The organism is Paenibacillus chartarius, assembly GCF_042432825.1.
Classification (GTDB): domain Bacteria; phylum Bacillota; class Bacilli; order Paenibacillales; family NBRC-103111; genus Gordoniibacillus; species Gordoniibacillus chartarius.
On sequence record NZ_JBHLWN010000014.1, the window covers coordinates 134738 to 154175 of the forward strand.

At 55.4% G+C, this 19438-nt stretch carries 22 protein-coding genes, 3 tRNA genes and 1 rRNA gene; 4 read left to right on the plus strand and 22 right to left on the minus strand.

All coding sequences use genetic code 11. From position 1 onward, the window contains the following. Positions 1-17: 17 nt before the first annotated feature. The 5 genes from ACFFK0_RS02635 to mgrA all read right to left on the minus strand — a co-directional run bounded on the left by ACFFK0_RS02635 (position 18) and on the right by mgrA (position 4768). A complete protein-coding gene (locus ACFFK0_RS02635) occupies positions 18-2168 on the minus strand; it encodes a putative bifunctional diguanylate cyclase/phosphodiesterase (RefSeq protein ID WP_377468332.1) in 2151 nt (716 codons plus the stop codon). Between the two features lie 36 nt (positions 2169-2204). Continuing rightward, positions 2205-2573, minus strand: coding sequence for a DUF423 domain-containing protein (locus tag ACFFK0_RS02640; RefSeq protein ID WP_377468356.1), 369 nt, complete (start codon positions 2571-2573; stop codon positions 2205-2207). 51 nt (positions 2574-2624) lie between these two features. Beyond that, a complete protein-coding gene (locus tag ACFFK0_RS02645; RefSeq protein WP_377468333.1) occupies positions 2625-2930 on the minus strand; it encodes a hypothetical protein in 306 nt (101 codons plus the stop codon). A gap of 332 nt (positions 2931-3262) precedes the next feature. Beyond that, the gene (locus ACFFK0_RS02650; RefSeq protein WP_377468334.1) at positions 3263-3607 is read right to left on the minus strand and encodes a hypothetical protein; all 345 of its coding nucleotides are present in this window, start codon (positions 3605-3607) and stop codon (positions 3263-3265) included. Between the two features lie 165 nt (positions 3608-3772). Then, the gene (gene mgrA, locus ACFFK0_RS02655; protein WP_377468335.1) at positions 3773-4768 is read right to left on the minus strand and encodes an L-glyceraldehyde 3-phosphate reductase; all 996 of its coding nucleotides are present in this window, start codon (positions 4766-4768) and stop codon (positions 3773-3775) included. Between the two features lie 140 nt (positions 4769-4908). Here mgrA and ACFFK0_RS02660 point away from each other — a divergent pair, with 140 nt between their 5' ends. Next, positions 4909-6291: an aldehyde dehydrogenase gene (locus ACFFK0_RS02660; protein WP_377468336.1), complete on the plus strand. Its 1383-nt coding sequence runs from the start codon at positions 4909-4911 to the stop codon at positions 6289-6291. On the opposite strand, the gene ACFFK0_RS02665 is transcribed toward ACFFK0_RS02660, so the two are convergent. Continuing rightward, on the minus strand, positions 6251-6694 hold the full coding sequence (locus tag ACFFK0_RS02665) for a hypothetical protein (protein WP_377468337.1): 444 nt from the start codon (positions 6692-6694) through the stop codon (positions 6251-6253). The genes ACFFK0_RS02660 and ACFFK0_RS02665 overlap by 41 nt on opposite strands. 123 nt (positions 6695-6817) lie before the next feature. Here ACFFK0_RS02665 and ACFFK0_RS02670 point away from each other — a divergent pair, with 123 nt between their 5' ends. After that, a complete protein-coding gene (locus ACFFK0_RS02670) occupies positions 6818-7339 on the plus strand; it encodes a GNAT family N-acetyltransferase (RefSeq protein WP_377468357.1) in 522 nt (173 codons plus the stop codon). 16 nt (positions 7340-7355) lie between these two features. Here ACFFK0_RS02670 and ACFFK0_RS02675 read toward each other — a convergent pair whose 3' ends face one another. From ACFFK0_RS02675 to ACFFK0_RS02705, 7 genes are all read right to left on the minus strand, one after another. Further along, a complete protein-coding gene (locus ACFFK0_RS02675) occupies positions 7356-7703 on the minus strand; it encodes a hypothetical protein (protein WP_377468338.1) in 348 nt (115 codons plus the stop codon). A 106-nt stretch (positions 7704-7809) separates the two neighbouring features. Next, positions 7810-8655, minus strand: coding sequence for a 1,4-dihydroxy-6-naphtoate synthase (locus ACFFK0_RS02680; protein ID WP_377468339.1), 846 nt, complete (start codon positions 8653-8655; stop codon positions 7810-7812). Then, positions 8652-9347: a futalosine hydrolase gene (locus ACFFK0_RS02685; protein WP_377468340.1), complete on the minus strand. Its 696-nt coding sequence runs from the start codon at positions 9345-9347 to the stop codon at positions 8652-8654. The genes ACFFK0_RS02680 and ACFFK0_RS02685 overlap by 4 nt, the downstream gene beginning before the upstream one ends. 163 nt (positions 9348-9510) lie before the next feature. After that, positions 9511-9708, minus strand: a complete 198-nt coding sequence (locus tag ACFFK0_RS02690; RefSeq protein ID WP_377468341.1) for a cold-shock protein — start codon at positions 9706-9708, stop codon at positions 9511-9513. A gap of 101 nt (positions 9709-9809) precedes the next feature. Further along, positions 9810-10013 carry a cold-shock protein gene (locus ACFFK0_RS02695; protein ID WP_377468342.1) on the minus strand — a complete coding sequence of 68 codons (204 nt, stop codon included), beginning with the start codon at positions 10011-10013 and terminating at the stop codon, positions 9810-9812. A 179-nt stretch (positions 10014-10192) separates the two neighbouring features. After that, positions 10193-10894: a response regulator transcription factor gene (locus ACFFK0_RS02700; protein ID WP_377468343.1), complete on the minus strand. Its 702-nt coding sequence runs from the start codon at positions 10892-10894 to the stop codon at positions 10193-10195. Beyond that, positions 10891-12264 carry a sensor histidine kinase gene (locus tag ACFFK0_RS02705; protein ID WP_377468344.1) on the minus strand — a complete coding sequence of 458 codons (1374 nt, stop codon included), beginning with the start codon at positions 12262-12264 and terminating at the stop codon, positions 10891-10893. The genes ACFFK0_RS02700 and ACFFK0_RS02705 overlap by 4 nt, the downstream gene beginning before the upstream one ends. Before the next feature lie 181 nt (positions 12265-12445). Here ACFFK0_RS02705 and ACFFK0_RS02710 point away from each other — a divergent pair, with 181 nt between their 5' ends. Further along, complete coding sequence (locus tag ACFFK0_RS02710) at positions 12446-12763, plus strand: hypothetical protein (protein ID WP_377468345.1); 318 nt, start codon at positions 12446-12448, stop codon at positions 12761-12763. 33 nt (positions 12764-12796) lie between these two features. On the opposite strand, the gene ACFFK0_RS02715 is transcribed toward ACFFK0_RS02710, so the two are convergent. After that, a complete protein-coding gene (locus ACFFK0_RS02715) occupies positions 12797-13306 on the minus strand; it encodes a phosphoesterase (RefSeq protein WP_377468346.1) in 510 nt (169 codons plus the stop codon). A 153-nt stretch (positions 13307-13459) separates the two neighbouring features. Here ACFFK0_RS02715 and ACFFK0_RS02720 point away from each other — a divergent pair, with 153 nt between their 5' ends. Further along, positions 13460-13684: a DUF3231 family protein gene (locus ACFFK0_RS02720; protein ID WP_377468347.1), complete on the plus strand. Its 225-nt coding sequence runs from the start codon at positions 13460-13462 to the stop codon at positions 13682-13684. 42 nt (positions 13685-13726) lie between these two features. Here the strand turns inward: ACFFK0_RS02720 and ACFFK0_RS02725 are convergent, their stop codons facing one another. The 8 genes from ACFFK0_RS02725 to rrf form a co-directional block, all read right to left on the minus strand. After that, complete coding sequence (locus ACFFK0_RS02725; protein WP_377468348.1) at positions 13727-14821, minus strand: DUF3900 domain-containing protein; 1095 nt, start codon at positions 14819-14821, stop codon at positions 13727-13729. 134 nt (positions 14822-14955) lie between these two features. Next, entirely contained in the window at positions 14956-16581 is a 1626-nt protein-coding gene (locus ACFFK0_RS02730) for an ATP-binding protein (protein WP_377468349.1), read from the minus strand. A 264-nt stretch (positions 16582-16845) separates the two neighbouring features. Beyond that, positions 16846-18141, minus strand: a complete 1296-nt coding sequence (locus ACFFK0_RS02735; protein WP_377468350.1) for a Gfo/Idh/MocA family protein — start codon at positions 18139-18141, stop codon at positions 16846-16848. A gap of 319 nt (positions 18142-18460) precedes the next feature. Next, positions 18461-18799, minus strand: coding sequence for a hypothetical protein (locus tag ACFFK0_RS02740; protein ID WP_377468351.1), 339 nt, complete (start codon positions 18797-18799; stop codon positions 18461-18463). A gap of 147 nt (positions 18800-18946) precedes the next feature. Next, positions 18947-19020 (minus strand) — tRNA-Pro (locus ACFFK0_RS02745). A 5-nt stretch (positions 19021-19025) separates the two neighbouring features. Then, positions 19026-19101, minus strand: a tRNA-Asn gene (locus ACFFK0_RS02750). Positions 19102-19105: 4 nt separating this feature from the next. Beyond that, positions 19106-19181, minus strand: a tRNA-Ala gene (locus ACFFK0_RS02755). Positions 19182-19198: 17 nt separating this feature from the next. Further along, a 5S ribosomal RNA gene (gene rrf / locus ACFFK0_RS02760) occupies positions 19199-19315 on the minus strand. Positions 19316-19438: the final 123 nt, after the last annotated feature.

The window sequence follows — 19438 nt, forward strand, 5'->3', positions numbered from 1 at the left end:
CTTTTCTTTATTGTATACTATTGCGGCGAATCTTCCGTTTCCGGCGGCACCGCTGCTGCGGCAGCTTGGCTATGCCTCTGCAGCAGCTCCTCCATCCGCTGCGCTGCGACCGGCGGGCTGAACCAATAGCCCTGCACCTCGTTGCACCGGTTCTGATGCAGGAATTGCAGCTGCTCCACCGTCTCCACCCCTTCGGCGATCACTTTCAGGTTCAAATGCCTGGTCATCGAAATAATCGTGGCGACGATAGCCGCGTCATTCGGATCCGTCATAATATCACGCACGAAGGACTGATCAATCTTCAGCTTGTCAATCGGAAATTTCTTCAAATAATATAACGAGCTGTAGCCTGTACCGAAATCGTCGATGCTCACATGAACGCCAAGCCGCTTCAAATCCAACAGGCAGCTCGTCGCATGATCCACATCCATCGTCATGCTCTCCGTAATCTCAAGCTCCAAATATTGCGCGTCCAGTCCGGTTTCGGTCAATACATCGGCGATTCGCGTCTTCAGATCGTGCTTCAGAAACTGCCGCGACGATAAGTTGACCGATATCGGTACGTGCAGATAGCCTTCCTCCTGCCAAGCCTTATTTTGCCGGCATGCTTCATACAGCACCCAGTCGCCGATCGGTCCGATCAGTCCGCTTTCTTCGGCGAACGGAATAAAATCTTTCGGCGGAACCATGCCCCGCTCCGGATGATGCCAACGAATCAGCGCTTCGATGCCGACGATTTGACCGGTCTCGATTTCCATTTGGGGCTGATAATACAGTAGAAATTCCTGCTGAGCGAGCGCTCTGCGCAGCTCGTTCTCCAGCGTCAGCTTCTTCAGCGATACCGACTTCATATCGGCATTATAGATTTGATATGTACTCTTGCCCCGTTCCTTCGCTCTGGATAGGGCGATATCGGCATATTTCATCAGCAGGCCGGCTTCATCCCCGCTGCCTGTAGAGAGCGAGATGCCTATCGAAACGGTAACGTGGATCTGATATTCGCCCAAAGCAAACGGCTGCTCCAGCACCTTCTCGACTTTCGGCACGAGCAGCAGAAGATCCCCGTAATCCGTCAACCCCGAAAAGTAAATGGCAAACTCATCCCCTTCGGTACGGGCAAGCAGGTCGGTTTCCCGGATCAGGTGCTGCAGCCGCTCGGCGACCTGCATCAGAAGCATATCGCCGTAATCGTTACCGAAGCTGTCGTTGACAAGCTTAAATCGATCGATGTCCAAATAAAACACGGACGTCTGAAGACCGCTCCGCCGATTGAGTTCAAGCGTCTCCTGCAGCCGCTCGCGGAAAAAGCGCCGATTCGGCAGTCCTGTCAGATCGTCGAAATACGCCAAGTACCGGTTCTGCTCTTCGGTCCGCTTACGCTCCGTTATGTCCTGACAAACGACGATATACCCGTTGACCTCTTGTCCGGAATGGAGCGGTATTCCTGTTGCATGGATGTCGACACGGTAACCCCGTTTATGCAGCATTGCCGTATCGAAGCCCACGGGCTGTCCGTCACGGAAGCGATCCACGATATCTATAGTCGTTAACAGATGTTCTTCGGACACAAGAGACAGAAGCGGCAATCCCGTCAGCTCGGAGCAGTCGTATCCAAGAATGAGCCCCATCATCGGGTTCGCTTTCTGAAACCGTCCTTCATGGTCGAATATGCCGATACCGTTCGGGTTATGGGCAAACAACGAATCGAAAATTTGTTCGGATTCCGCCAAGTCCCGGTCCGTCCGCAGCCGCTCGGACAAGTCCCTGACTTCCACAAACAAGAATGGAGCGTCCCTTTCCGTGCCGACCGCCCGACAATGAATCGCCGACGGAATATCCCGCCCGTCCTTTGACCGCAGCTTCCATACATACGTCCGTCCCTCATCCGCAAGCAGCCTTTCCGTCCACTGGGCCAAATCCGCCTGTACGGCCATTTCCTGAATCACATGCGCAGGATTCAAGCTGAGCAGCTCGTCATGCTCATAGCCAAGCATACGGCATGCGGCAGCATTGGCTTCAATCATACGGAACGGAGGCTCGGCTTGAATGAAAAGAATGGGGTCGGGAGCCTGGCCGAACCACTCGGCAAACAGCTCAAGAAGGTGCTCTGACTGCAAAGCGTCCTCCGGCTGAGCTGTCCGCTGAAGCTTCGAGAACCATTTGCTCATGTTACCCCTCCCCCTTCTTAAGTTGCCGACTATGAATTAAGCCCGCAGGGCCGCGACTGCAAGGCATACCCATCCGATCAGGAAAGCTACGCCCCCGAGCGGAGTAATGGCGCCGAGCACCTTCACGCCGCTCAGACTGAGAGCATACAAGCTTCCGGAAAACAGGACAATGCCGATGAACATCGCCCAGCCGGATACGGAAACTAGCGTTCCGCCGCCCAGCTTGTCCGCAAGCAACGCAACGAGCAGCAAGCCCAAAGCATGAATAAAATGGTACTGAACCCCGGTCTGATATATGGCCAATCTGTCGGGGGTTAAAAAATTTTTCAAGGCATGAGCTCCGAAAGCTCCCAACGCGACGGCCAGAAATGCGCTGAACCCGCCTAGCGCGACAAATATCTTCAGCATGGCAAGATACTCCTTTTTTTCTTCTTACCTTACCATACGGAGCAAGGCTCATTCAACGATTTGGCCGACGTCGTGCTGCCCTACGATCAAAGTCACTTTCTCGAGCAGTACCCGGGTCACGACCGGCTCCGCCAGCAGATCCAGCTCGATATCGACGATCTTGTAGTGTGCAGGCTCATGACTGCGGCGGTCGTAAACGACTTCGAATTCCTTAAGCCCGAGGGGATAGCTGATGACCGTAGCGCCTACCGCCACCGCGATTCCGGTATAGCTGCCGTGGCGGAACGTAACTTCCGTTAACAGCTCGTTATTCATATCGACAATTCTTACCTGCTGCAGCAATTCAAAGCTCATGTTTGTTCTCCCCTTGCACGTTTGGTATCAGCCTGGCAATTTAGCTATTATTCGACATTTGTCGTCAAGTAGTTCCATTGTACGATGAGTCCTTGGTTTCGAACAAGTTAAATTTTGACCATTCCGACAACAGGAACCGTGCGGCATGGTAAGAAAAGCCCCTATTCGGAGCTTATCCAGGAAGCATGACCCGGCGTAAGAGGAAGCATTTCATGCCAATCCGACCGTACAGTTCGCCATGCGAAATTGAATTCCAATATGGCAAAAAAAACAAACCGTCTCACCGAGCAAACTTCCCGGTGAAGACGGTTCTCCGCTTTCGTTGAAATCGCTTACGCTTCTTTCGCTAAACGACGGCTTAACATATCCTTCAGACGGCTTTGTCTCAGCTTCGTAATCATAACCGACTTGCCGTCCAATTCGCCGGTATCGAAATACACACAACCGTCCCGAATGACCGACACTCTAGCCGTATTCACGTAGCAATCGGTATTCACTTGAAAAAAGGCCTGCTGCGAAGTAACCTTCCGCAGCTCTTCGGTCGAGAATCTCTTCCTCCAGTTGAAATTCCGTCCGTGGAAGCTGACTAGACCATGGTCGCCCACTCGGAAGTACAGGATATCCCTCTCCAGCACAAATTCCTCGAACGCCCTCTCTTTGTCCGGAGCTACATGCATGGCCGGTACCCCTTTCAAAATATATGTTAGCGCTTACATTTGAATTATAACACAAAATGCCTCGCAGCAAAAGAGCCACTTAGCGCTCGTCATCCCCTATACACAAATGGAAGCCCGTTGCACGGCGATGAATCCGGCGCGGGCTTCCAAGCGAACCAATCCTCTTTATGCTCTCAATATGCTCTCAATCAGCTGCAGCTCTTCCGTGCTGAATTCAAGGTTACGCGTTGCGGCGACGTTTTCTTCGATTTGACTTACCCGGCTGGCGCCGATTAAAGCCGATGTCACTCGCCCGCCGCGAAGCACCCACGCTAGCGACATTTGGGCAAGGCTCTGTCCTCGCTGTACAGCGATTTCATTCAGCTTCTGCACTTTGGCGATTTTGTCCGCCTGAATGCTGTTTTCGGTCAAGAACGGGCTGTTCGGATTCGCCGCCCGGGAGTCGCTTGGCACGCCGTTTAAATATTTGTTCGTCAGCAGTCCCTGTGCCAGTGGGCAGAAAACGATCGAGCCGACACCTTGCTCATCCAGCACTTCTTGAAGGCCGTCCTCGATCCAGCGGTCGAACATATTATAGCGAGGCTGGTGGATGAGAAGCGGTGTACCGAGCTCCTTCAGGATCGCCGCCGCACGCTGCGTCTCTTCCGCGCTATAATTGGATATGCCGACATACAACGCTTTCCCGGAGCGCACGATATGATCGAGCGCCATCATCGTCTCTTCCATAGGTGTTTCTTTATCCGGCCGGTGCGAGTAAAAAATATCAACATAATCGAGACCCATCCGTTTCAAGCTCTGATCCAGCGAAGAGACCAAATATTTGCGCGACCCCCAATCGCCGTACGGCCCCGGCCACATATAATAGCCGGCCTTCGTGGAGATGATCAGCTCGTCCCGGTACGGTGCGAGGTCCTGCTTCAGCACTTGCCCGAACATCGTTTCGGCGGAGCCCGGCGGCGGACCGTAATTATTGGCCAAATCGAAATGCGTAATGCCCTGATCGAAGGCGCTGCGCAGCATAGCTCTGCCGTTCTCGTACGAGTCTACACCGCCGAAATTGTGCCACAAACCGAGCGAGATCGCCGGGAGCTTCAAGCCGGATCGGCCGGTACGCCGGTAAGGCATGTCCGCATATCGGGACGGTTCTGCAACGTATACCATTTAAATTACAGCCTCCTTGGCAGTAGATCTATGTTACAGTATAGGTAACTAGGCAACACTTGGAAAGAGCTGAAATGAATGTATCTTGCTTACCTATAAGCAAGTATTCTCCTCAACTGCGCATAGCCGGCACATCGACAATGGAGGCTGTATCCCGCATGAACCTTGCTTCTCTCGTACAAAGCCAAAAGCAATACCATGCCGGCGGAGAAACGCTGGACGCAGATTTCCGCATACGGATGCTCCGTAAGCTGCAGGAGGCGATTCGCCGCTTCGTGCCGGCCCTGCAGGACGCGCTTGCCGCCGATCTCGGCAAGTCGGAGACGGAAGCGTTCATGACCGAGCTTGGCGTTACGATGGCGGAGCTCAGCTTCACGCTGAAAAACCTTCATCGTTGGGCCAGGCCGCGCAAGGTTCGAACCCCTCTGACGCATTTCGGCACCCGCTCGACGATCATCCCGGAGCCGTACGGCTCCGTATTGATTATCGCTCCTTGGAACTACCCGGTGTTCCTGTCGCTGCCGCCGCTGATCGGTGCGATTGCCGCCGGCAATTGCGCTGTCGTCAAGCCCTCGGAGCTTGCACCGGCGACTTCCGGCGTTCTCGCCGAGCTGATCTCGGCGACGTTCCCGCCGGAATACGTCGCGGTTGTCCAGGGGGAGGCGGATACAAGTCAAGCGCTTCTGCGCGAGCCGTTCGATTATATTTTCTTTACCGGCAGTACGGCGATCGGGCGTAAAGTGATGGAAGCAGCGGCCGTTCACCTGACCCCGCATACGCTGGAGCTGGGCGGCAAGAGCCCCTGCATCGTACACGGCGATGCCCGTCTTGAGCTCGCTGCGCGGCGGATTGCCTGGGGGAAGCTGCTGAACGCAGGCCAAACCTGCGTCGCCCCGGACTATATTCTCGTCCAGCGCGAAGTGAAGCGGCGCTTTGTCGATGCGCTGAAGGCGGAAATCGTACGCCAAGCCGGGGACGCGCTCGGCGGTGCGGATTATCCGCGTATCGTCAGCGAGAAGCATTACAGCAGGCTGCTCGGTCTGCTCGAAGGACAGCACGTGCTTTACGGCGGACGGGGCGACGCCAGCAGGCTGCGGCTGGAGCCGACGCTCGTCGATGAGCCGGACCCCGAATCGCCGCTCATGTCGGAAGAAATCTTCGGACCAATTCTGCCCATTATCTCCTACGGAGAGACGGAGGAAGCGATCCGGTTCGTGCAGGAGCGTCCGAAGCCGCTCGCCCTGTACGTGTTCACGGAAAACGGCGCCGTCCAGCGGGACGTGCTCCGCCGCGTATCGTTCGGCGGCGGATGCGTCAACGATACGGTCTACCATCTATCGTCCCCGTACCTGCCCTTCGGCGGCGTCGGCGCCAGCGGGCTGGGCGCATACCACGGTCAAGCGAGCTTCGAGACGTTCTCGCATCACAAGAGCGTGCTGAAGCAGACGACTTCCTTCGACTTGCCGTTTCGTTACATGAACTTCAAAGGCTCCCTGGCGCTGATGAAGCGTCTGCTGAAGTGAGGCGCGCTTTCAGCGCGGCATAATCGGTCTTGCCGCTGCAGAGCAGTTCGCGGAAGTCGGCAAGCCGCGGCTCCTTGGCCGGCATGCTGCCTGTGCCGCTATGCTGAAGCGGTTTAACGGGCTTGGCCTTCCCCACGATCAGGACGATCCGCTCCCCTTTCCGCCCGTCGGACACGCTGACAGCCGCCATTTGGCCGGCTCGACCAGGCCGCCATTTGGCCGCCAGCTCCTCGACGAGCTGCAGCGGCACCATCTCGCCGCCGAGCTTGGCGAACCGTTCGGCTATAGCATCGTTAACGGCGAAGGCCGCCTCCTTTAGCAGCACAAGTGCGAGCAGCACCGCATCGGCGTGAGACAGGTGATGTAACGTCAACCGAGAATCGCTAACAGCACTACTATTCATAGTACCCGCCCGTCATGACATCTAAAGCTTGAACGCTTAAGCTTTCCGCTCATGACAAAGAGACCGCGGATGCGGTCTCTCCGATTTTCCGGCATAATGATTATCATCGAATCTTCGAGGGAGCTGAGACATATGACAACCTACAAGATAAAGGTCATCGAACTAAGCGACCTGTCCCCACAGCTGCTGGAGGAGCTTGCCGATCTGCTCGTCGACGTCGTCGCGGACGGCGCCTCGATCGGCTTTCTGCCGCCGCTTGACCGCGATGAAGCTCGCGCTTATTGGAAGCACGTTATCGAGCCCGGCGTCCACTTGTGGATTGGCATATGCGGAGAACGACTCGTCGGTACCGTACAGCTGCATCTTGCGATGAAGCCCAACGGCTCGCATCGCGCCGAGATCGCCAAGCTCATGGTTCATCCTTCCGGACGCAGGAACGGTGTGGCGAGAATGCTTATGCAGGCCGCCGAGAATCGGGCCAAACAGCTGGGAAGAAGCCTGCTCATCCTGGACACGCGAGCCGGCGATCCTTCCAACCTTCTGTATCGGTCGATCGGCTATACGGAAGCCGGCTCCATCCCGAATTTTGCCCGATCCGCAGACGGTTCTTTGGCAGCAACTGTGATCTATTACAAGTCGATCTAAAGCGGGAAGCTTGGCGTTACCCGGCAGCAATCCGGTCGGCCGCAGACTGGATGGCGTCGACGACTCGCCCGAACCCGTGTCGAACGGCTCCGGCGATGTGATCCGCGCTTTCCCGTATCCCTGCGAGCAGCCCATTCTGCTCCCGCAGCACGTCCGTCTGTTCCTTCACCGAATTGTTCAGCTCCGCCGCCTGGTCGGCTAAACCGAACAGGCCAAGCCCGATGACGCTGATCCCGATCATCGCCATGATCATCCACAGCCATCCTTGCTGATACCAGGCCTTGGAGGGCTGCGGAGTCGGACGCCGCTCCGGATGATGCCGCTCTTCGTGCGAGTGATAGCCATTGGAAGGGTAACGTTCCATGCCGATCCTCTCCCTTTCGATTTGCGGTTTCTCCCGCCGGTCTGCGGAAGTGCTATACACTTCGAAAGGGAGCTCCGGGTTTCATAGGGCAGCCGCTGTTATCGGGCTATCGCCTATGCAAGAGAGCGGGATCGACCGCCGGCAGAAGCCCTTCCCGGGCGGCGCGGCCGAGCAGCGTCTCGATCGCGGCGAAGCCGCTCTCCCCAAGGTCGGCGGTAAATTCATTCACGTAAAGCTCGATGTGCGCCTTCGCGACCTGCGGGTCCATCTCTTGGGCGTGCTCCATGACATACTTAGCGGACGCCTCCGGATTGGCCCAGGCATATTCAACCGAAGCGCGGGTCCAGCCTGCGATCGCCTGCACATCCAGATTGCGCCGGGCGATGATGGCGCCGAGCGGAATCGGATGTCCCGTGTCCTCTTCCCACCAGGCCCCCATATCGGCCAGCATCGTTAACCCGTATGTCTGATATGTAAATCTCGCCTCGTGGATAACGAGACCGGCATCGATCTTGTCGTCCCGTACGGCCGGCATAATCTCATGAAACGGCATCACGATGATGCTGCCGACGCCGCCCGGCACCTGCTGCGCCGCCCACAGCCGGAACAGCAGATACGCCGTCGAACGCTCGCTCGGCACGGCAACCCGGAGTCCGGAAAGCTCCTCCGGCGACTTCGCCCCGCCTTCGGCGGTCAGAACGAGCGGACCGCAGCCCCGGCCCAGCGCCCCGCCGCAAGGAAGCAGCGCATACTCCTCCAATACCCACGGCAGCGCCGCAAACGAAATTTTCAGCACGTCCGGACCGTTGCCGGAAGCGGCCAGCCCATTCGTAATATCGATGTCCGCGTACCGGACGTTCAGCTTCGGCGCCCCAGGCAGATGACCGTTCACCCAGGCATGAAAAACAAACGTATCGTTCGGACATGGCGAAAAAGCGATGTCTAATGTCATTTGAATACCTCCGCTAGTACTTTTCCAGCCGCCTCTAAGGCGTCCAGCGCTTCTTTGATTTTCCAAGCTCCGCGATCTCTCGGACCGACGGCGTTCGAAATCGCACGCAGCTCCAGTACGGGCAGTCCGGCAAGGCTCGCCGCTACCGCCACGCCATAGCCCTCCATCGCCTCTGCCGCGGCATCCGGTATACGCTCCGCACGGTCCGCCGCCGTTTCCGCCGTACCGGTTGCAGCCGACACCGTCAGCACCGCTCCCAGCTGAGCCGGCAGTCCAGCCTGGCGCAGCGCCTCCGTGAGCTTCATGGCCGCCGCCCCGTCAACCCGCTCGACCGAGGAGCCGAAGCCAAGCTCGTCCACACGGAGAAAGCCGTCCGGCGTCTCCGCCCCCAGGTCCGCGGCCACGATCGTCTTCGCCACGACAAGCGAGCCGATCTCCGCCTTGCCCGTAAAGCCGCCTCCGATCCCCGCGCTTACAACAAGCCGGTATCTGCCGCCGGCCAGGGCCATCGACGTGCGCGCCGCCGCCGAGGCCGGTCCGACACCGGCCAGAAGAACATCGAAGCCGGCCCTTTCGCCGCCCAGGCCGCGAAGCACCGCATCCCTTTCCACATCAACCGCCGTCATGATGAGCACTTTCCCGCCAAGGTCAGCGGCTCCGCGCTCCCGTTCGTTCCTTCGCGATTCCTCCATCAAGTGCGTATCTCCTTTCGCCAACATTTTCGCCAACATTGCTGCATCTTTACATTTTACCACGAAACGAACGGGAATTGCGCTTGCAAGGAACTCCTTCCGAACAGACCCAACCCAAAAAGAAAAATCCCCGGCACGCCTAAGCGGGTCGGGGACGACGATTTCAGCTATGATGCATGCCCTGTATGACAGGCAGCAGCTTCGTATTCTTCTCCATTGCGGAACGGCATAACGGACAAATCGGGTTCACGGAGAAGCTGAATTGATCCCGCATCCAGCCCTTGCAGCCTTGCTTGACACAAGTCCACACCACAGTCATCTCTTCCGGAATCGGTTCATTCGTTCTTTTCGAAAAGTTCAAATCCCCCGCCTCCTTCACATGTAAACGAAATGCTGCCAGTCCTCCAATGGAAAAAGAACTGCCCAAATCATGGAACAGTTCTTTCGCAGCTTACTTAACTATTAGTATACTTTCACGACATTCGCAGCTTGTGGACCGCGGTTGCCTTCAACTACGTCGAAAGTTACCTTCTGGCCTTCGTCGAGGCTCTTGAAGCCTTCGCCTTGAATAGCCGAGAAGTGAACGAATACGTCGTTGCTGCCTTCAACTTCGATGAAGCCGAAGCCTTTCTCTGCGTTAAACCATTTTACGATACCTGTTTGCATGTGTAAACCCTCCACAAATTTCCCAATTATATCCGTATGATTCGAAAAAAATTCACAATACGCAGAAGCATCCCATCGGATTCGCGAATACTATTGCATCGTTGTGAATTATTGATCTCATATACACGAATACAGTAAGCTTATCACATCATCCTGTAAAAAGCAAGCACTACTTCCTCTTATTTTTCCCTCTCGTCAAACAAGCCCATCTTGCGAAGCTCAGCCGCTGCTTCCTTACTCGACGGCTTACCCATTTTGCGTAAAATGTTGCCGACATGCACCTTGATCGTCCGGAGTGAAACGACAAACCGATCGGCGATTTGCGATTGGCTGTAGCCTTGATCGATCAATTGCAAAATTTGGCGCTCCGTCGGCGTAACCAAATCCTCCGTCATTTTCTTCTTGAATTCGTGCTCGACGCCGGCCAGCCGCTGCAGCTCGCTGCGCACCGTATCGGAAACCGAGGCGCTGATCGTCGGCCGATTGCGGAAAGCGGACCGGATCGCCCCGGGGATATCGTAGTAGTTCGATTTCAGGTGATAGTCAACGGCGCCGGCCCGGAACGCATCCATGATGATATCTTTGTCTTCCATCGACGTAAGCATAATGACTTTACAGCCCGTTTGCGAAGTCACTTCCGCCGTCAATGCGATCCCTTCACGGGAGCTCGATACCAGCATGACGTCCATCAGCACGACGTCGAAGCCGCCCGGTGCGAGCGCTTCGCGCGCCTCCTCCAGACTCGATGCCGTCACGACGATGTCGAAGTCGGGTTCCTTCGCCAAATACGCCTGCAGGCCGCGCAGCCAATCCGCGTCGTCCTCCACAACGGCGATGCGTATGCGGTTCCTCTCAAGCGGTCCTGCTTCGAATTCGGTCACGATCCCCAACTCCTTCCCATTCTCCAGAAGCGCCGCCCCGTCCCCGGCTTCGCCTTCGGAAAGCTGATATATACCGTCGTTCCTTCGCCGACGACGCTTTCGATCTCCAGATTGCCGCCATGCACTTGCATGACCTTATACGCATACGCAAGTCCGAGTCCGAAGTTCAGCTTCGATTTCGTCGTGAAGAACGGCTCCAACACGCGCCTCAGCTGCTCCTTCGGAATGCCCGGACCGGTATCCTTCAGCCGCACATAGTAGCTCCGTTTCGTCTCGAACAAGCGAATGTTCAGCTCACCGCCCTCCGGCATCGCTTCCACCGCATTCGTGACAATATTCGTCACCGTCTCGGCAATGTGCGCGCCGTCGCCCTCGATTACCGGTCTCACCCGATACGCCGCCTTAACCCTGTAGCCGGCCAGAAGCGGTCCCATACTGTCGAGGAGCTCTTCGAGCAGCGCGGCCAAATCGACCGGCGCTAGCCGCAGAACGACGTCTTGGGTCTGCTGATGCACGCGCTGGATCATTTCCCCGATATGGCGCGCCGACGACTGCACGATGCGCAGGTCTTTCTCCATTTCGGTCAACCCGCCTTCCCGGGCTTCCGCAAGCAGCTTGTCGGTAAACAGGCTCATTTTGCCCAAATCGTTCTTGATGGCGTGATTCAGAATGGCGGTACCCGATGTGATGGCGCGGAACGCGTGATCGAGACGCCGTTTCTCAAACAGAAACTGGATGCCGAGAAAGCCGAAGCGGAAAATCGATACGACAAATGCCAGAAATGCGGCTGCGATAACCCAGATATTGTACCGCCACATCTCGTAAACGCCGAGCAGCGGAAACACGAAGCTGAACAGCGTACAGAGCACTACGGTCGGAACAATCGCCCAAGCCGTGACCTGATGCATGCGCCGCAGCGCCGGCACCGGTTCGCGCTTCGCCATAATGATCCACGAGCCAGTCACCATATAAGGCAGCACCCACAGGGCAGCCTGGGCGAACGGAACCGGATACATCGGACGAATCAACCCCAGCGTGAGCGCAGGCGGCACCAGCAGCAGCACCGTCAGCAGCCGGCGATGTGTAAATAGCCTCGTATCCGGGTTATAATGAATCGCAAATAACACATACGTATATGGAAGTCCGTAATATTGCACGAGTGAGGCGGCTTTTTCCATTATGAATAGCGTGCCGTACAACGGGCTGTCTGGCGCGATGCCCGGCAAGACCGTATCGCCGAGGACGGCCGACAATGCTCCTGCGCCTCCTGCGAAAGCAACGAAGCTCAGCCAGCGGATCGACGGGCGCTTAGCGTCGGCTGCGAGCAGTACAAGCGTCACCGTCCACAGCATGAGCAGAACAAAGATCATCAAGGCTCACCCTTAGAAGCTACAAGTTATGAATCGAAAAGGACCGATCCTTAAAACCGTTCATCCTTCATCATACACGAATTTTGAGCGCCTGTGGGTACATTTTGCCTGACGATTGAAACTTTGTGGCCTGCTCTGCGTTATAATTGCAATATTACCGACCCGGAGAGGAGGATCGCCTATGGCATTCGGCATTACAAGATCGGAGCTTACCCAATGGAAAGAGGCGGTTTCCCGCGGGGAAATCGCCTTTCTGACCCATTATTGGCTGGACCCGCGGTTCCCGGACGCACGTACCGTAACGAAGGTAGGCTGCGCCGATCTCGCCAAGCTGACAGCATGGTGCAAGGAGAACGGTCTCAATCCCGCCTACATTCACCACCGGCCCCCGTTTCCTCACTTCGATCTGATCGGCCGCAAGCAAGCGGAAATCCTGAAACGGGCAGGCCATGCGGACCAAGTGCGGCGTTTTCAGCTTGACCGAGCACCCGGCCTATAACTCAACGATTTGCGTATCCCCGCCTATCGCGCTTCACTGCTCTTCGCCGGGTACGACGGAAGCTTTGATCGTTTCGAACGAAACCGGCTTGTAGTCCCAAAGCTCGACGCTGACGTTGACATACTGCGGACTGGCGTAGCGCTGCCCGTGGATGTGACCGTGGATGTTGACGTACGGCATATGCTTATTCACATACATCGGCTCGTGCGACAGCAGGAAAAAGCCTCCGTACACGATAGGATACTCACTTACTTCGTCAAAGCCGGCATCCAGCCACCAGCTCCTGGAGCGGCCCCGGTCATGATTGCCGAGAATCAGCTGCTTGGAGCCGTTCAGCCTCGACACGATCGCCCGTGTTTTCTCCAAATTGAGAAATGAGAAGTCGCCAAGGTGCAGCACCCGGTCCTTCGGCCCGACAACGGCGTTCCAGCGCTCGATCAGCGCTTCGTTCATCTGCTCGGCGTCTTCGAACGGCCGCGATTCGTAATCGATAATATGACGGTGGCCAAAATGGTGGTCTGAAGTAAGAAACACATTTTGCATAAGCATCACACTCCATGTTACGATGCGAAATCGTTATGACCCCAGTATACACCAGCCGCGTATCTCCGTAATAGCGCGCGTTTGTGTCGTATGTGTATGATACGTTTCCCGCTGTGGGATTCTATGGGCATCCCATACCCGGAGGTAGTACAATTGAACCGTCAAGAGCAGCACCGGGCTGAGCTTACTTCAGCCGAAATCGCTGCGTTATGGAATTCCTGCATGACCGAGAGCATGAGCATTCGCATCTTGTCTTATTTTCTCAACAACATCAAGGACCCGGAGATCCATGCCGCCGTTCGTCAAGCTTACGACTCGTCGAGCCGCAACACCGCTGGCTGGAAGAGCCGCCGCAAGCGCCGGACCGGCGCGCGTTGATCGGCAGCAAATAGCCGACTGAACGGTCCTGTCCAACACGGATCAATAGGGGATCTCATCGTCCCTTTCAAGACGAGGGCCGTTCTCCAGCCGCTCCAGCACCTGCTCCAGCTCATCGGGCTGCAGCAGCTCGACCGGCGAAACGCCATGCTCGAATTCAAACAAATCTCCCGTGATGAGTACGGCATATTTCCCGCCGACTCTGGCAATATGGATACGGCCGCCGTAATCGGCCATCTTCCCTTTGACAAGAACGCCGTCCAGCTTCAGCTTCAGCTCGAGATCCGGCTTCTGCTCGACGAGCCAGTTCGTCGCTTCGACGACCCGCTCATGCGGCCAGCTCTCCTGCAGCTCCCGCTTCTCGCTTGCGGCCCACACTTCGTACTTCTGCGCCTCGATTTCAAGCTCGCGCTGCCGTACTTCGGTAATGTCCGGAGCTTGGAGCTCCTCCTGCAAATAGCTGCCGACCATCGTCATGACCTGATCGTTCATGACTTCGGGCATCGTCTTCTCATACGACACGTATTTCAGAAAATCTTCAAAATACCGCGCATGCGACGCCTGATGAATCTTGAGCTCCCATTCGTCGAAAGCCCCTTCCTCCGGCATATGCGGGTATTGGATCGATTTAATGTTACGGGCTGAAATGGCCATCTCCACTTGGTCGATCAGCTTCTTCTCGTCGGCGATGCGGGCGATCTTCGGCTCGAAGTCGCATTTTAACACGAACAGCATCGGATCGTCCGATACTTGATACCAACGGGCTCTCACTACAATTAACGCACCGCCGCGAACGGCGCTCGTATCGAGGTAGGCGCGCATGAGCTCGTCCGTACAGTTCAAAAACTGCTCCTTGGATTCCGCTTGCCGCAGCCGGCGGAACAAATTGTAGTTAGGGTTGCTGTCCAGCTCAAAGCCCGGCTCGACGGCAAACCGGCCGATCTTGGTAGGCACGTTCTCCGACACCGGATTGCGTTCCGCCTTGCGCTTGACGATCCGTGCGAATTCGCCATCCAGGAACGGCTTCAATTCGCTGTCCTCGTAATCGTCTCCGTCCATCGTTTGATAATGCTTATATCGTCGGTCGTCCTCCGTCTGAATGACGAAGAAGGAAGCGAATTGTACGATAAAATCCATATGAGGCCAGCGCTCCTTCTCAATGCTTATTGCTGCTTCGATCCCGGTGCCCGCAAGAATGACACCGTATTCTACTGTAACGGGGGAGGTCCCGATGTGTCAAAAGCTTTCTGCTGGAATGCGATGCCGCCGCCCTAAACGGCCCTCGGCAAAGAAAGCGTAACTGTCGTGCCCTCGTTAACGGCGCTTGAAATATGCATCGTACCTTGATGATTGGCGATGATCCGTTTGCTGACGAGAAACCCGAGACCGGTGCCTTTCATCTTGGTCGAATAGAACGGTTCGCCGATCTTCCTTAGCATTTCCTCCGGAATTCCAACCCCTTCGTCGGCGAAGGCAATGGTCACGCGATCCTGCTCATCCAATAAGCGAATGCTCAGCTTACCGCCGTCCGGCATCGCCTCGATCGCATTTTTCACCACATTGAGAAACACTTGCTTCAGCTGATTTCCATCTCCCATGACGCTATCGGGACACTCTCCCAGCTCTGTGATTATTTCGACTCCTTGCATGTTCGCTTCGCCTGCCAGCAGGCTGACGACCTCCTCCAGCCTGGTGCGCACCGAAACGTGCTGGAACATAATCGCCTGCGGCTTGGCGAGGATCAGCATCTCGCTGACGATGCTTTCGATCCGCGTCAGCTCGCTGCCTATGATCTCGTAATACTTCGAATGCGCGGGATTTGCGGAGGCGGACATCAGCTGCAGAAAGCCTTTGATCGATGTCAGCGGATTGCGGATTTCATGGGCGACACCGGCGGCCAATTGCCCGATCGCCGTCAGCTTCTCGGAATTGCGGAGCATCTCTTCCGCGAGCTTCGATTCGGTAATATCCGTAACGAGGGCAAAATATCCAAACATGCGCTCCCCTTCCACGATCGGCACGACCGTAAACCGCACGTGAATTTGGTGCCCCTGCTTATGGCGCAAGACCGCCTCTTTGTCTTTCTTGATCTCGCCATCCAGAGCGTATTGGAGCAGCTTCTCGGCTAGATGGTGATCGTCTTCAAACCAGAGCGTCAGCCTGGATTTGCCTAACAGCTCCGATTCCTTGTAGCCGGTTATTTTTTCATACGCGGGATTGACCGACACGAACCGGTTGTCCATATCAAATGCACTGATCCCGACAGGATTATATTTGACTAGCGATTCGAGTCTTCGCCGGACACGTCCGTTATCGATGATATGCTCCAGCAGCAAGAACGCCGCGGCCATTAGCAGCAGCTGAATGACACATGCCACGCCTAGAAAATGGCCGTATTCGACAAGCAGCCTGCCGGGTCCATCCGCACCAAATAAAATGGAGAAGTACACGGTAAGGAACAAAATCTGAATGACCATCGTCAGCAGCGACAGCACGCTGGCGATCGCAAAGCGCCTGCTGCGCGAGGACTCTTCAAATCTTCCGCAAACCAATAAGGGGAGCGCCGAATAAGCGAACATGGCGGCAATGCTTATCAGTGCGGTATCGGGAGGCATGACGAGCAAGTGGTATGCGGAAAGAAGACCGATCGACAGCATACCCGCCCTCATTTTTCCGTACAGTATGGACAATATGATGGGAACACATTGGAAGTTCTCGACCACACCGAAGATATGAACCGGCGTAAGCTCGCATAAGATTGCCGATCCGCCGCCATACAGCCCCATCAGACAAGACCTGAATGGCAGCTGATTGAAGGATTTCCCGAACGTCCATATTTGGTATACTGTAATCGGGAAGAGAATGAGTCCAATCTGCAAGAAATATTCACTCAGCATGGAATCACCTTTATTCCCCGAACTATAGTCAGCATTAGATGAACTCCTTCATATTTTACGTGGTTGTAGGCTATACGGCAATAACAGATACTAGTGGAACAGATCCCCAAATCAAAGTCCGCTGATCATCAACAGAAAAAAACCGCCTGGGCCCGGAGGCAGCAAGCGGTTAGCTTCGCGTTACTTCGAGAACGTCTCCATAAACTGATTGAGAGCGGGGCCAAGAAGGACGATGAATCAGCCGGGAAATCGCGGCATGTATACTTATTTCAATACTTCATCAAGCCGAACGGGACGGCCTTCCTTGACGGAGCGCCAGACCGCCTCGCCAGTGCCGACCGAATACGCACCATCCGCAGCTCCCGACAGTATCGGATACGTGCGCAGCGGATCCGGACCAAGGAACAAATCCTCCAGCAGCACCGGATCGCCGCCGCCGTGGCCGCCTTCACGCTGTACGACATGAATCGTTTCTTTCGAGCCGAACAGCGGGAAGTAATCGATCGTCTGCTCCGGCGTTGGGAAAGGTACACGAGCCGGCATATGATACTCAGTTGTTTCCAGCCTTCCCTTCGTTCCGTTGATCGCGAGACGGTAACCTTCATAAGGAAGCGAGAAGTTAACCGAGTAGCTGAGTAATGCTCCTCCGTCGTAACGGACTGTTGCTGTATACGTGTCTTCGATATTGATCTCCGAATCGTAGATGCACGCATCCGGACGGTAACCGGTGTAGCCTTGCTGTGCTTCCGCTCCCGCGCCAGCTACCTTCACTGTGCCGATATGATCGTCTCGCACTTGAATATCTGCACTCCGCGACGACCAGCGCATGTAGTACGCGCACTGCTGGCGTACATCGCATGTGCCGCAGAACCTTCCGTCCTCGCGGCGCGGATTGAGCTCGCCGTCCGGACCGTAATAATTCAGCGCGCCGTAGGCGAAAGCTTCAACGGGCCGCTGCCCTGTCCACCAGCCGACCAAGTCGAAATGGTGCGAACTCTTATGGATCGACAGTCCGCCGGACACCTCGCGCAGCCGGTTCCACCGCTTGAAATAGCTGGCGCCGTGATACGTATCGATGTACCAATTCAGATCGATCGACGTAATGCGTCCGAGTTTTCCTTCAAGCACCATCTCTTTAATTCGGCGGTGAATCGGTGCGTAGCGGTAGTTGAACGTTACCGTTACTTTCCCTTTGCTCGCGGCTTCCGCATCCAAAATGCGCCGGCAATCCGCCCCCGTCGTCGCCATCGGCTTCTCCGTCATCACGTCGAGATCGCGTGCCAGCGCTTGAACAATATACTCCACATGCGTGTCGTCACGTCCCGCTACGATGATTACATCGGGCTTTGTCTCCCGTACCATACGGTCGAACTCGTCTGGAGCATACTCCGGTACATTGGCAATGGCAGCATACTTTTTCTTGCAAATAATGTGCCGCTGCGGATCCGCGTCAAGCAAAGCGACAAGCTCGCTGCCTTCCGAGAACGTTCCTAGCATTGGCCCGATAAACATGTTGATCGCCCTGTTGCTGACACCGCATACTGCATATCGTTTTCTCATCGATCTCAAAGCCCCTTCATCTGCATAGTCCTTCTCGTTGCCTTAATAAAATTGCATGAATTCATCGATCATCTTATTGCTACCCTTAACGCGCTGGTCGGAAATTCGCTTGATGAACCTGCATCGGTTCTTCGAAAGATAATTTAACTTCGCTTGCACGGTAGCCCTGCATCTTCACACCCGGCCTCATTCTAAACCGTAGAGCCGAAAATTTCATTCAAGCCCTCCCGATCGCGCACGACTGTCCAGCCTCAGGGCTATTCCTTACTGTAACAAGTAATGTCAGCGTTTTCAAGATAAAAATGTATGAACTGTACACTTATACTTTTATCAGTTGAAGCAATTTTTTCATCTCATAAATGAAAATAAAAATGCTGCTGAGAATACTCTCAACAGCATTTTTTATTGGCTCAGCGATGTTGCACGCCATGTCCGTAAGGATAATGGTAATAGCCATAGTATGGCCATACCTGATGCCACGGATAATGAGGAAAGTGGTGATGCGGATGGTGCGGATGGTGTGGGTGATGCGGATGGTGCGGATGGTGCGGATGGTGTGGGTGTTGCGGGTGGTGCGGATGCTGCGGATGCTGCGGATGCTGCGGATGCTGACCGTGGTAATGTTGATTGTAACCCATTCGATAATCTCCCTTTCCAATCATGAATGCTTGCAATGCATCGTATGAAGAAAGTGGAGTTTTGGGTGCTTATCCCGTGAAGTTCGTGATGCCTGCCTACGTTGAAACACAGCAAAAAGAGAAGGGGAATCCACATTGGTGAATTCTCCTTCTCTTTTTGCATATGATCGGGACGACACGATTCGAACATGCGACCCCCTGGTCCCAAACCAGGTGCTCTACCAAGCTGAGCTACGTCCCGTAATGTGGCTCCCCGAACAGGACTCGAACCTGTGACAACTCGATTAACAGTCGAGTGCTCTACCAACTGAGCTATCAGGGAATAATGGTGGAGCCAAGCGGGATCGAACCGCTGACCTCTTGCATGCCATGCAAGCGCTCTCCCAGCTGAGCTATGGCCCCATATTTTATGTGCAAACGCTTGGCGACGTCCTACTCTCCCAAGACCCTGCGGTCTAAGTACCATCGGCGCTGGAAGGCTTAACGGCCGTGTTCGGGATGGGTACGCGTGGTTCCCTTCCGCCATTGCCACCAAACGTTTGCTTTGTTTCAGGGAGTTGCACCCTGAAAACTAGATACGAAACAGGTCTGCGTAGTGTTCTTTCGGTTGTTTATTTGGATAAGCCCTCGACCGATTAGTATTCGTCAGCTCCACACAT